At 62.7% G+C, this 11,905-nt stretch carries 13 protein-coding genes and 1 tRNA gene; 11 read left to right on the top strand and 3 right to left on the bottom strand.

The window, feature by feature from the left end; all coding sequences use genetic code 11:
* Window positions 1-351: 351 nt before the first annotated feature.
* The 9 genes from GL284_RS16090 (at window position 352) to GL284_RS16050 (ending at window position 6,750) form a co-directional block, all read left to right on the top strand.
* The gene (locus GL284_RS16090; protein ID WP_155045666.1) at window positions 352-1,431 is read left to right on the top strand and encodes an AAA family ATPase; all 1,080 of its coding nucleotides are present in this window, start codon (window positions 352-354) and stop codon (window positions 1,429-1,431) included.
* Entirely contained in the window at window positions 1,428-1,679 is a 252-nt protein-coding gene (locus GL284_RS16085; RefSeq protein ID WP_155045665.1) for a DUF2312 domain-containing protein, read from the top strand. The genes GL284_RS16090 and GL284_RS16085 overlap by 4 nt, the downstream gene beginning before the upstream one ends.
* Before the next feature lie 153 nt (window positions 1,680-1,832).
* Complete coding sequence (locus GL284_RS16080) at window positions 1,833-2,093, top strand: hypothetical protein (RefSeq protein ID WP_155045664.1); 261 nt, start codon at window positions 1,833-1,835, stop codon at window positions 2,091-2,093.
* Window positions 2,094-2,199: 106 nt separating this feature from the next.
* Window positions 2,200-2,883 (top strand): pentapeptide repeat-containing protein, encoded by a 684-nt coding sequence (locus GL284_RS16075; RefSeq protein WP_155045663.1) that lies wholly within the window; start codon window positions 2,200-2,202, stop codon window positions 2,881-2,883.
* Complete coding sequence (locus GL284_RS16070; RefSeq protein ID WP_155045662.1) at window positions 2,880-3,278, top strand: hypothetical protein; 399 nt, start codon at window positions 2,880-2,882, stop codon at window positions 3,276-3,278. The genes GL284_RS16075 and GL284_RS16070 overlap by 4 nt, the downstream gene beginning before the upstream one ends.
* A gap of 298 nt (window positions 3,279-3,576) precedes the next feature.
* Complete coding sequence (locus tag GL284_RS16065; protein ID WP_155045661.1) at window positions 3,577-4,716, top strand: MazG-like family protein; 1,140 nt, start codon at window positions 3,577-3,579, stop codon at window positions 4,714-4,716.
* Entirely contained in the window at window positions 4,662-5,096 is a 435-nt protein-coding gene (locus tag GL284_RS16060; protein WP_341870537.1) for a DUF4326 domain-containing protein, read from the top strand. Before GL284_RS16065 ends, GL284_RS16060 begins: the two co-directional genes overlap by 55 nt.
* Complete coding sequence (locus GL284_RS16055; RefSeq protein WP_155045659.1) at window positions 5,093-5,359, top strand: hypothetical protein; 267 nt, start codon at window positions 5,093-5,095, stop codon at window positions 5,357-5,359. Before GL284_RS16060 ends, GL284_RS16055 begins: the two co-directional genes overlap by 4 nt.
* A gap of 467 nt (window positions 5,360-5,826) precedes the next feature.
* Window positions 5,827-6,750, top strand: a complete 924-nt coding sequence (locus GL284_RS16050) for a site-specific integrase (protein WP_341870468.1) — start codon at window positions 5,827-5,829, stop codon at window positions 6,748-6,750.
* A gap of 84 nt (window positions 6,751-6,834) precedes the next feature.
* Here GL284_RS16050 and GL284_RS16045 read toward each other — a convergent pair.
* A tRNA-Leu gene (locus GL284_RS16045) sits at window positions 6,835-6,919 on the bottom strand.
* Window positions 6,920-6,998: 79 nt separating this feature from the next.
* Entirely contained in the window at window positions 6,999-8,459 is a 1,461-nt protein-coding gene (locus GL284_RS16040; RefSeq protein ID WP_230383111.1) for an NAD(P)H-hydrate dehydratase, read from the bottom strand.
* Between the two features lie 189 nt (window positions 8,460-8,648).
* On the opposite strand from GL284_RS16040, the gene GL284_RS16035 reads away from it, so the two are divergent.
* Both GL284_RS16035 and glnA read left to right on the top strand, forming a co-directional pair.
* Entirely contained in the window at window positions 8,649-8,987 is a 339-nt protein-coding gene (locus tag GL284_RS16035; protein WP_155045656.1) for a P-II family nitrogen regulator, read from the top strand.
* A gap of 73 nt (window positions 8,988-9,060) precedes the next feature.
* Window positions 9,061-10,467, top strand: coding sequence for a type I glutamate--ammonia ligase (glnA, locus tag GL284_RS16030; RefSeq protein ID WP_155045655.1), 1,407 nt, complete (start codon window positions 9,061-9,063; stop codon window positions 10,465-10,467).
* A 56-nt stretch (window positions 10,468-10,523) separates the two neighbouring features.
* Here the strand turns inward: glnA and GL284_RS16025 are convergent, their stop codons facing one another.
* Window positions 10,524-11,900: a GntP family permease gene (locus GL284_RS16025; RefSeq protein ID WP_155045654.1), complete on the bottom strand. Its 1,377-nt coding sequence runs from the start codon at window positions 11,898-11,900 to the stop codon at window positions 10,524-10,526.
* Window positions 11,901-11,905: the final 5 nt, after the last annotated feature.

Genomic DNA, 11,905 nt, shown 5'->3' with positions numbered 1-11,905 from the left:
TGAGCCTTGAAACGCTCGCCCGTGTGACCGACAATCCAACCGTCAGGCTGCCCGCCGTGGCCACCTGAACAAGCCCTGACCTCTCCGAGGGTCGGCGCTCCTACACCACGCCGCGGGGCACTATCAGCGCACAGCGCGCGCTCGCGAAATGTGGGCCCATTGCCTCCGCGTCGGCCAGTGGCCTGGATACCCCCTCGAAATTGTCCAGTTCGACCTGCCTGAATTCTATCAGGCCCGATGGCTTGAGCGCGAAACCTATGAAGCCGCAATCAAGCAGGAAACCGGACGTGACGTCCTTGAAACTGCCTATCTCTGGCAGGCCCCCGAAAATCATGGAGAAAACCCGTGGGCATGATCCGCTTTATCCCGGTAACTGAAATCCAAGACCCGCTGACGCTGTCCATCGGCCTCAGCGGCGGGTCCGGCACCGGAAAGACTTATACCGCTCTGCTCATGGCTCGAGGCATCGCCGAAACGATCACCGGCAAGCCCGGCGCCCCGATCGGCTATGTCGATACCGAGAACAAGCGCGCCTTGCATTACAAGGCCGCTTTTCCCGAGATGATGCACTACGACTTCACCGCCGTCGATGACAAAGGCGATCTGGTCGGCTTTGGCCCGGAACGCTGGATCGCGGTCATTGATGCGGCGGAGGCTGCTGAACTGCCGGTTCTCATCCTGGACAGCTTCTCGCACGCGTGGGAAGGCGTGGGGGGCGTTCTGGACCTGCACGCCACGACGCTAGAGCGGATCACCGGGGGCAAGAGCGAACTGGCCGACAAGCGCAACCAGTTGGCGTGGGCCGAGGTCAAGCCGCGCTATCGTCGCCTCATTGACCGGATCGTTCGCGCCAAGACGAACATCATCATCTGCACCCGCGCCAAGCCGGTGATGCAAAGCGGGTTCGGCAACAATGCCAAGAACGCGCGCAAGACCAAGACGCGCCGCGAGGATGTGCCGTGGGATCCCGCAAGCGATGCCGATTTGATGTTTGAGATGACAACCATGGTCATTCTCGACCCCAGCGCGCCGGGCTGCCCGGTCCACCAGATCAAGGTGGCCGACCAGTTCAAGAACCTGCTGGACCCGCGCCGCACCATGGGCGTGGAGACGGGCCGGGCCATGGCCGCGTGGGCCAAGGGTCAAGGTGATGCGCAGAAGCAGAAGGAGATCCTCGACGCTGCGCGGTCAGAAGCCCGCAAAGGAACCGATGCGTTCCGCGGCTGGTGGCAGTCGAACCCGGAGGATCGGTCGATCGCACGGTCCATCCTCGCTGAGCTGCAATCTCTGGCCGCTGACGCCGACCGGGACGCATCGCGCGACGACGAGGATCCGTTCGCCGATGACGCACCCCCGCAGATGACCCCCGATCAGCGCGCCGAAATGGAAGCCGCTGAGGCCGCATTCCGCAATGAAGGAGCCGACGCATGAGTGACGACAACGCCTATGGCATCGCAGCCGGAGAACTGCGCCAGTTCATCGAGCAGTTCGAGCAGCTGGAATCCGAAAAGAAGGACGTGGCCGAGCGCCAGAAAGAGCTGATGGCCGAGGCCAAGGCGCGCGGCTATGACACCAAGGTGATGCGCAAGGTCATCGCGCTGCGCAAGCGCGACAAGGACGACATCGCCGAGGAGGAGTCGATCCTCGAGATGTATCGCGCCGCCCTCGGCATGGGCTGACCTTCCCGGCTGGTGTTTCTGATCGTCCGCCAGCCCACTAGCCCAGCCGTCTTGCAGTGCCCGATGGCTGGGCCTTTTCCCCCGTCTTTCGGTCGGCCCACGCAGGACGCGGGCCATCCTGAACACGGATATAGCGCAGGAGGCGCTGAGATAATGACGACCACAGCAGAAATGATCGCCGTGATGCAAGCGCATGTCGAAGGGCGCACGATTGAGGAAAAGATCAATGGCGCCTGGGTGAAATGTGAAAACCCCCGTTGGGGATGGGTGTGTCACCAGTATCGCATTCGCCCTGCGCCGCGTGAGTTTTGGATCACGGTGCATGGATACGGGCTGACGGCGCACGAAACGCTGAAAGCGGCGCAGTCCGTTCATAGCAGAAGCGTCATCCATGTCGTTGAGGTGCAGAAATGACCGCGCTTGCCGACATGAAGCGCCTCGCTGACGCGGAGGCTAACCAATGACCACACAAGCAGGCGGGGCGGCTGACATGACGGCGCCCGCTCGAAAGGATCACCCAATGGGTAAATTCCAAATCAAATCCCGATGGTCCGACCGGATCTTGTTTGAGTGCGATCTGCCTGTCGGCGACAAAATGTCTTTCCGCGTCCGGATGGGCATGGCCGTCAAGGCGGCAGTTGAAGCGAAAGCCGACCTGCGCGGTGCCGTCCTGATCGGTGCCGTCCTGCGCGATGCCGACCTTAGCGGTGCCGTCCTGCGCGGTGCCGACCTGCGCGATGCCGACCTGCGCGGTGCCGTCCTGCGCGATGCCGACCTGAGCGGTGCCGTCCTGATCGGTGCCGTCCTGATCGGTGCCGTCCTGCGCGATGCCGACCTGCGCGATGCCGACCTGAGCTATGCCGACCTGCGCGGTGCCGACCTGAGCGGTGCCAACTGGATTCCCAAGATCGAAAACATCCACACTAAGGTCTATGACGCGGCTTCTCGCGATGGCGCTCTGGACATGAGATCTTGGCATCAAGACGGCTACTGCGGGACGACCCATTGCCGCGCCGGTTGGGTGTGCGTCTTGGCTGGGGAAGGTGGCAAAGTCCTTGAGGGCGCTTACGGCACCGCTGCTGCCGCTGCCCTGATCTACCAAGCCAGCGACCCGTCACTCGAAAAAGTCCCGGATTTTTATTGCGGCAACGATGCAGCGCTGGCCGACATGAAGCGCCTCGCTGACGCGGAGGATCGCCCATGACCCAGATCGAGAATGGCGGGGCGGGTGAGATGACGGCGCCGGGGCCGTGGCGCGTTAAGGCACCGCACCCCATCAACGCCTGCGCTTATGTCGGTAAGCAAGATGGATACGTCGAAGTCGCCACCTGCTATGGCGGGGACGATGACACACCCCAGCCGAAAGATGGCGAGTCTTGGGGTGATCAGCCTATCCGTGACGCCAACGCCCGCCTAATCGCCCTCGCCCCGACGATTGCCGCTGAATTGCTCGACGCTCTGACGAGGATCGCCACGTTGCAAGCGCGGGTGTCGGAGCTGGAGGGGGCGCTTAAGCGCATCGCTGAACTCTATCAAGTGACGCACTGCCACGCAGCAGCCCGCGCCGCCCTCAACACGACCGAGGGGGGCGAGGGGTGATACGGCTGCCGCAAGCTAAACCGCACAATCCAAAATGCTCATGCGTCAAAGACCAGTATGAATGCTGGCACTGCCGCAAGCCAAAGCTGGAAGCCATCGAACGAAACCTGACACCTGCACAGCGGGAATATGACCTGCTGGCTATGGCTGGATGGCGCAGAGATGACGAAGACGATGGGCGCGGGCCGGAATGCTGCTCATGCCACATCAGCGCGCCCTGCGGATATTGCACATCTCATTGCATCGACTGCGGTGAGCACAATGACGATTGCACCTGCAACCCCGAGGCAACCCAACCATGACCAATGACACCCCGCCCCGCGACGATGCGCCGGAGACGATATGGGCCACAGGAGACGGACGCAACGGATCTTGGACACATCAGGAGCCAAGCCGCTCTTGGGATGCTGACGCTGTCAAATACCGCCGCGCCGACCAGCCCGCCCGCGTGGGGGCGCTGACCCTTTCAGCGCTGCAAGCCGCCCACGCCGCGCGTCAGGATGAATGGCGCCCGGATCAAAAGCCCGACCTGTCGTTTCGGGGCAATGAACTTGGCGGTGAATGCGGCGAGGCACAGAACGTCATCAAGAAGCTGGAACGGGAACGCCACGGCTGGCGCGGATCCCGCGATACCGTCGAGCATCTGGGCGAAGAACTGGCCGATGTGATCCATTGCGCCGTTCTGGTCGCAATCACCGCAGGCATCGACATTGAGGCGGCGACAGTCGCCAAATTCAACGCGACCAGCCTGAATAACGGCCTCGCCGCACTGCTGCCGACCGAGGCGGGGGCAAAGTCGGAAGACTGGCGCAACGGCTTTGAGGTTGGTTGGGCCGAACGGCTGAAACAGGAACGCAGCAACGCAGAAGTTGCAGCATCTCGCGCCACACCACCCACCGCTTCCCCGGATGCGGCGCTGGTGGAGGCATTGGAACAGATTGCAGCAGAGGAACCCGTTCGCATCGGATACGATCAATCTGATGTTGGTTATGTCCCGCGTTTGACCCTCGCTGAAATGCAGCGGGTTGCGCGTGACGCCCTGAAAGCACAGGTGGACGCGCTGACGAAGGAAGGCGATAGGCTTGAAAATCAATGCTTCAAACAGGGCCAGCAAATCTCGGCCCTATCCGCCGCCCTAGCCCGCGAAGGCGCTGCGGCTGCGGAGGTGCGGGAGCGGTGTGCCATGGTTATTTTGCAGCCCTATCACAAAGGCGAAAAGGTAGGTCAGCCATTTGGTCTCGGGGACCAGTTCAAGCAGGCCATTCGTCGAATTGACCTCCCCACCGACGCCGCAGCCGCGCTGGAACGTGTCAAGGATGAGGTGATCGAGGAATGTGCAATGGTGCTGGAACACCACCATACCGATGAAGCTGACAGCATCCTATGCCGGATCTGGCAAGAGGGCATCCGCGCCCTGAAACGCAGCGGGAAGGAGTGAGGGGGATGGTTGAGCGTATCCGATTGAGCCGCGCCAAAGGGTGGCGAATGCCCCCAAACGCGGTCAAGGTAGACAGGTCAACGCGCTGGGGGAACCCTTTCAAGGTCGATGACTGCCGGAAAGCAGGATACCGTGGCACAGATGAGCAATTTGCTCAAAGGTGCGTCGAAGCTTTCGAGGCATGGCTAGGGCCATTCTGGCGCACGAATTGGGATGGGCCTGAAAGCGATGCAGCACGGACTCGCATCCTCGAAGGCATTGAACAATTGCGAGGCCGCGATCTGGCCTGCTGGTGCAAGCTGGATCAGCCATGTCACGCTAATGTTCTCCTGCGCCTTGCGAACGCGCCCACCACCCGCCAGCAGGAGCAACCCCGATGACCGACCACGCTGAACTGATCGAGCGGCTGACCCGCGAGAACGCCGACTTGCGCGCAGAGGTGGAGAGGCTGAGGGGGGCGGTGAAACCGTTCTTCGGTGATCCGGTCATGGAAGGGCTTCTGTGGTCCGACGCAACGCCAGACAGCCTTGTGACCATCCGCATTCAGAAGCGGATATATGACGGAGCCCGCGCCGCCCTCTCACCCCAGCGCCACGACAGCACGACAGCGGGGAGCGGGCGGGATCAGGGAGGAGAAGGGTGATGGTCGAAGCCAAGCCAGCAGAACAAAAGCGGTGCGACGGATGCGGGCAACCCACCGGGGGCATGTGCTGGACAGATTGTGGGATGAGCCTTTGCGGCGCACCGTTATGCAGCAGGTGCGAGCATGTCGATAAGCCGTTCGGCTGGGATCACAAGCCCCGCGCCACCGGACAGCAGGAGGGGCGGGATGGGTAGGCATGAGCCGATCTGCGTGCGAGAGAAGACAGCCGCCGCTATGCTGGATATGCAGCCGTGCGAATTTCGGCGCTTGGTAGATGCTGGCCACCTGCCCCGCCCTCGCCACATCGGCGGGTTGCCGCGCTGGGATACTGGTGAATTGCGGCGAATAGTCACCGGAGAGGCTGCCAGCGACGAGTTCGAGATTTGAGAAAGACTAGTCTCCCCTATCTGGATTTTGTCACATCTCACGGACGCACCTATGTCTATTTCCGGCGCGGTAAGCAGCGAGTGCGTTTGCCGCAGGATACGGAGAGTCGTGAATTTGCGGATGCATACTGGAAATGCCGCAGCGGCAAGGCAAAATCGAGCAAGCACAACTGGAACTTGCTGATCGTCAGCTATTACGCCAGCCCGGCGTTCAAAAAGCTATCGGCCGGCACACAAGCCAATTATCGCCGCCATTGCGAGGCGATTCGCGAAAAGAACGGCACCAAGGATATGCGGACTTTTCGTCGAAAGCACGCCATTGCAGTGCGGAATGCGCTGCAAGACACATGGAGCAAGGCGAACGAGCGGGTGGCAGTTCTGTCGGTCCTGTGCAAGCACGCCGTGGATCTGGAGTGGATCGACCGCAACCCGGTCGAGGACGTGGAAAAGCTGAAAGGCGGGGAATATGAAGCATGGCCAGACGCTAAGTTAAACGCTTATGAGCGATTGGCTTCGGGCGTGGCGCGAACCGCTTATGAGCTGGCGATCGGAACAGGACAACGGATCGGTGATTGCGTCGCGATGCAGTGGGATGATTTCGACGGCGAATATATGGCTGTGGTGCAGGAAAAGACCGGCGTGAAAATCTGGATCTACTGCCCTGCCCGGCTGCGCGCCTATCTCGCCGACCTGCCGCGTCAGGGGCGGCACATACTTGCGCGGAACCTGACGCAACCGCTGGGCAAACGGGCCGTGCAGAAAGCGGTGGAGGATGTGCGGGAGTCTATAGGCGTGATGGGCGGAAAAGACCGCCTTGTCATCCATGGCTGGCGTTACACCGCCGCACGACAACTAGCCGAGGCCGGGTGCTCTGATTCTGAGATTCAGTCCGTCACGGGACACAAAACCTTAGCGATGGTCCAGAAATACCGCGCTCAAGCCAATCAGAAAAAGGCATCAAAGGCTGCTCAAAACCGAAGGGAACAGAACAAGGACAGAACGTGAAAGTGCCAAAATAAGTGCCAAAAACCTCAAGACGGGGCTTTGTACATCAGGTACTTGTAAGCCAATTATCCATTAAAAACAGAGTGGTGCGGGTAGAGGGACTTGAACCCCCACGCCTTGCGGCGCCAGAACCTAAATCTGGTGCGTCTGCCAATTTCGCCATACCCGCATGATCCGTGGCGCAGGCCTGCGGATCTGCGGCCTCGTAGCAAATCCCTTTGCGCGGTGCGAGCGGAAAATGCTGGTTTTCAGCCGATGCCGCGAAACACCGCGGGCAGTTGGTCGGGCAGATCCTCGGCGATCAGGCCGGGACCGAACCGACGCGCGGCCTCGGCATGCAGCCACGCGCCGGATGCGGCGGCCGCAAGCGGGGGCTGCCCGCGCGCCAAAAGACCGGCGATGATCCCGGCCAGCACGTCGCCCGACCCCGCCGTAGCCAGCCAGGGCGCGGCGTTTTCGCCGGTCGCGGCGGCGATCCTCGCCTGCCCGTCCGGCGCCGCGATCACCGTGTCCGGCCCCTTCAGCAGCACCACCGCCCCGGCGCGCTGCGCGGCCGCCCGAGCCGCCTCCAGCCGCGAGAAGCCCGGCCTGTCGCGATCCATGCGCCGGGCCAGATCCGGGAACAGCCGCGCGAATTCGCCGTCATGCGGGGTCAGGACGCAGCGGTCGTGCAGCGCGGCAAACAGCGTGTCGGGCGTCTCGGAAAACGCCCCCAGCGCATCGGCATCCAGCACAGTCGCCCGACCAGCCGCAAGGGCTGCGGGCAGCATGGCGCGCGCCAGATCATGCCCCAGCCCCGGCCCCAGACAGATCGCGTTCAGCCTGCGGTCGCGCAGCATCTGCGTCAGTGCCGCCGCGTCGGGCAAGGCGCGCAGCATGATCGCGTCCAGCCGCGCGGCGTTTTCCGCCAGCGCATCGGCGGGGCATCCCACCGTCACCAGCCCCGCGCCCACCCGCAGCGCGCCACGCGCCGCAAGCCGCGCGGCCCCGCCGCGACCGGGACCGCCCGCAAGAACCAGCAGATGGCCGTGGCTGTATTTATGCCCCTGCCGTTTCAGGACCCCGGCATCCGCATGGGCCAAGGTGACGCAGGCTCCGGCGGCGGGCTGATAGGGTTCAAGCCTGATGTCGCAGATCTCCAGCCGCCCGCTGAGTTGCCCGCCTTGGGCCAGAACATGCCCCAGCTTCGGCCGGTGAAAGCTGACTGTCAGATCGGCGGCAGGCAGTTCGACATCGCCAAGCGCCCGCCCGCTGGCCGCGCAAAGCCCGCTGAGGATATCGACGGCCACCAGCGGCACGCCCGCCGCAGCAATCGCCCGCAGCAATCCCGCAAGATCCGCGGCCAGAGGGCGGTTCAGGCCGATGCCGCAAATCGCGTCAATACAGATGTCGACGCCTTGACCGGCCGCCAGTACCGGACCGCCCAGCGGCACGACCGGCCCACCCCATGCCCGCGCGGCAGCCTGCGCCTGCGGCCCCGATGGCAGCGCCAGCGCCACGACGCGCACCTGCCAGCCCCGCGCGGCAAGATGGCGGGCAATGACATAGCCATCGCCGCCATTATTGCCCGACCCGCACAGAATCAGCGCGTTTTCCGCATCCGGCCAATGCGTTGCGATCCGTTCCGCCGCCGCCTGCCCTGCCGCCTCCATCAGGGCCGTCGCAGTTGTCGCATCGCCCGCGATGGCCGCGTCTTCAACGCGCCGCATCTGATCCGGGGTCAAAATCTCACATGGATTGGCCATAAAATTTGCATATCCCTTGGGCTTCATGCACAAATATCATGCAACATACCCGGTTTCGGCGTTTCCATGCTGCTTTCCTTATCATGCCGCATGGACGCGCCAGATCAAACCGTCCAATCAGGGCGCAGGCAAGTCGCGAAGAAGGATCAGGCGATGAAGAAAGTCGAAGCCATCATCAAACCCTTCAAACTGGATGATGTGAAAGAGGCGCTGCAAGAAGTCGGTGTCCAGGGCCTGTCGGTCACTGAAGTCAAAGGCTTCGGTCGTCAGAAAGGCCATACCGAGCTTTATCGCGGCGCTGAATATGTCGTCGATTTCCTGCCCAAGGTGAAGATCGAGATGGTCCTGCCCGACGATCTGGTCGAGGCCGCCGTCGACGCCATCGTCTCGGCCGCCCGGACCGAGAAAATCGGCGACGGCAAGATCTTCATCATGCCGGTGGAACAGGCTATTCGCATCCGGACCGGCGAAACCGGCGACGACGCGGTCTGATTCTGCGACACACAACAATTGTGCCACCTCCCGGCCGCGGCGGCCGGGGCGACTGACTGGAGGAAGGATCCCAATGAAAGTCAAGGAAGTTATGGATCTGATGAAGGATGAGGACGTCGAATATGTCGACATCCGCTTCACCGATCCCAAAGGCAAGCTGCAGCACGTCACGCTGGTCGCCGATCTGGTCGACGAAGATTTCTTCGAAGAAGGCTTCATGTTCGACGGCTCGTCGATCGCCGGCTGGAAGTCCATCGACCAGTCCGACATGAAACTGATCCCGGATGCCGCTTCGGTCTATATCGACCCGTTCTATGCTGAAAAGACGCTGTGCGTGCATTGCAACGTCGTCGAGCCCGACACCGGCGAAGCCTATTCGCGCGACCCGCGCGGCACCGCCGTCAAGGCCGAGGCCTATCTGAAATCCTCGGGGATCGGCGACGTGGCCTATTTCGGCCCGGAAGCTGAATTCTTCCTGTTCGACGATGTGAAATACCAGATCTCGCCCCAGAAGGTCTCGTTCGAGATCGACGCGGTGGACGCGGCCTGGAACACCGACCAGTCCTATGAGGACGGCAACCTTGGTCACCGCGCAGCCCATAAGGGCGGCTATTTCCCGGTGAACCCGGTCGATGCGGCGCAAGACATCCGCGGCGAGATGCTGTCGACGATGAAGCGCATGGGCATCAAGGTCGACAAGCACCACCACGAGGTTGCCAGCGCGCAGCACGAGCTGGGCATGATCTTTGGCGGGCTGGTCGAACAGGCCGACAACATCCAGAAATACAAATACGTCATCCACAACGTAGCTGCCGCCTATGGCAAATCGGCCACCTTCATGCCGAAGCCGATGAAAGGCGACAACGGCTCGGGGATGCACGTCAACATGTCGATCTGGAAAGACGGCAAGCCCTTGTTCGCAGGCGACAAATATGCCGACCTGTCGCAAGAGGCGCTGTATTTCATCGGCGGCATCCTGAAGCACGCGAAGGCGTTGAACGCGCTGACGAACCCGGCGACCAACAGCTACAAGCGCCTGATCCCCGGCTTCGAGGCCCCGGTTCTGCGCGCCTATTCGGCCCGCAACCGCTCGGGCTGCGTGCGTATTCCGTGGACGGAATCGCCGAAAGCCAAGCGCGTCGAGGCCCGCTTCCCCGATCCGGCAGCGAACCCCTATCTGGCTTTCGCAGCCCTGCTGATGGCCGGTCTGGACGGCATCAAGAACAAGATCGATCCGGGCCCGGCTTCGGACAAGGATCTGTACGATCTGCCGCCGGAAGAACTGGCGGAAATCCCGACCGTTTGCGGCAGCCTGCGCGAAGCGCTGGAAGAGCTGGAAAAAGACATGGACTTCCTGCTTGCCGGTGACGTGTTCACCCGCGACCAGCTGGAAGGCTATATCAAGCTGAAGTGGGAAGAAGTGTATGCCTATGAGCACACCCCCCACCCGATCGAATACGCGATGTATTACTCGGTCTAAGTCCGGCAGGGACAGATGATGGAAAGGCGCCCCTTGGGGCGCCTTTTCTTATTGGCTCAGAAGATGATCCAGCCGATCAGCGCCAGCGCAAATCCGATGAAGCCCATCAGCGTCATCATCACCGTCCATGTGCGCAGCGTCGTCGCCTCATCCATTTTCAGGAAACGCCCGACCAGCCAGAAGCCGGAATCGTTGAAATGGCTCATCGCGGTCGAGCCGCTGGCGATGGCGATGACCAGAAAGCACAGGTCCAGCTCGCTCAGGCCCTGCGTCGCGGCGACGGTCGGGGCCATCAGCCCGCCCGTGGTCGTCAGCGCCACCGTGGCCGATCCCTGCGCCACACGCAGCGCCAGCGCGATGATGAAGGCCGCGACGATCAGCGGCATCCCCACGCTTTCAAGGCTTGAGGCCAGCGCCCCACCGATGCCGCTGGCCCGCAGCACGCCGCCGAACATGCCGCCCGCGCCGGTCACCAGAATGATGACGCAGATCGGGGCCAGCGCGTCGTTCATCAATTGCTCGACCCGTTCCTTGCCCCAGTCGCGGCACAGCAGCCACACGGCGACCAGCAGCGTGATCAGCAATGCGATGGGCGTCTGACCGATCAGCAGCGCAAGCTTGACCCACAGCGCATCCTCGCCGACGACACCGGCGGTTTGCAGCGTCGCCAGCCCGGTATTCAGGAAGATCAGCACCAGCGGCAGCAGCAGCACCGTCATGACCTTGGCCAAGGACGGCGGCGCGGTCTTGGGTGCACCGGGCGTGTCGGCCTCGACCAGATCCGGGACCGGCAGCGAAAAGCGCTGCCCGGCCCAAAGCCCATACAGATAGCCCCCCAGATACCAGGTCGGCAGCGCCAGAATCAGGCCCACCAGCAGCAAAAGCCCGATATCGGCCCCCAGCAGATCGCCCGCGGCGACCGGACCGGGATGCGGCGGCACGAAGGCATGCATGACCGCGAACGCGCCCGCCGCCGGGATGGCGTAAAGCAGGACCGAGCCGCCGAAGCGCCGCGCCACGCTGAAGATGATCGGCAGCATCACGACGAAACCCGCATCGAAAAAGATCGGGAAGCCGAACAGCAGCGAGGCGACGCCAAGCGCAAAGGGTGCGCGTTTTTCGCCAAAGACGCCGATCAGCCGGTCCGCCAGCACCTGCGCGCCGCCGCTGACCTCCAGCATGACGCCGATCATCGCGCCAAAGCCCACCAGCAGCGCCACCGTGGCCAGCGTCGAGCCGAAGCCCTGCAACAGCGTCGGCACGATGTCGGGCAGCGGGATGGCCGTGGCGATGGCCGTCAGCAGGCTGACGATGACCAGCGACACGAAGGCGTGCAGCTTCAGCCGCATGACCAGCACCAGCAGCAGCGCCACGGCTGCGACGGCAATCAGCAACAGCGTCGTCGTGCCATAGACAGGTTCGATATTCTGCATGTCCC

Source organism: Paracoccus shanxieyensis, assembly GCF_009711265.1.
Classification (GTDB): domain Bacteria; phylum Pseudomonadota; class Alphaproteobacteria; order Rhodobacterales; family Rhodobacteraceae; genus Paracoccus; species Paracoccus shanxieyensis.
Note: the sequence above shows the minus strand (reverse complement) of the source record. Positions and strands in the feature narration are given on the sequence as shown.

Excerpts from the sequence above, each read along its gene's own strand:
- GL284_RS16080 (WP_155045664.1), top strand. The coding sequence starts at position 1,833 with ATGACGACCACAGCAGAAATGATCGCCGTGATGCAAGCGCATGTCGAA.
- glnA (WP_155045655.1), top strand. The coding sequence starts at position 9,061 with ATGAAAGTCAAGGAAGTTATGGATCTGATGAAGGATGAGGACGTCGAA.
- GL284_RS16025 (WP_155045654.1), bottom strand. The coding sequence starts at position 11,900 with ATGCAGAATATCGAACCTGTCTATGGCACGACGACGCTGTTGCTGATT.
- GL284_RS16075 (WP_155045663.1), top strand. The coding sequence starts at position 2,200 with ATGGGTAAATTCCAAATCAAATCCCGATGGTCCGACCGGATCTTGTTT.
- GL284_RS16055 (WP_155045659.1), top strand. The coding sequence starts at position 5,093 with ATGACCGACCACGCTGAACTGATCGAGCGGCTGACCCGCGAGAACGCC.
- GL284_RS16085 (WP_155045665.1), top strand. The coding sequence starts at position 1,428 with ATGAGTGACGACAACGCCTATGGCATCGCAGCCGGAGAACTGCGCCAG.
- GL284_RS16065 (WP_155045661.1), top strand. The coding sequence starts at position 3,577 with ATGACCAATGACACCCCGCCCCGCGACGATGCGCCGGAGACGATATGG.
- GL284_RS16090 (WP_155045666.1), top strand. The coding sequence starts at position 352 with ATGATCCGCTTTATCCCGGTAACTGAAATCCAAGACCCGCTGACGCTG.
- GL284_RS16040 (WP_230383111.1), bottom strand. The coding sequence starts at position 8,459 with ATGCGGCGCGTTGAAGACGCGGCCATCGCGGGCGATGCGACAACTGCG.
- GL284_RS16070 (WP_155045662.1), top strand. The coding sequence starts at position 2,880 with ATGACCCAGATCGAGAATGGCGGGGCGGGTGAGATGACGGCGCCGGGG.
- GL284_RS16035 (WP_155045656.1), top strand. The coding sequence starts at position 8,649 with ATGAAGAAAGTCGAAGCCATCATCAAACCCTTCAAACTGGATGATGTG.
- GL284_RS16060 (WP_341870537.1), top strand. The coding sequence starts at position 4,662 with ATGCCGGATCTGGCAAGAGGGCATCCGCGCCCTGAAACGCAGCGGGAA.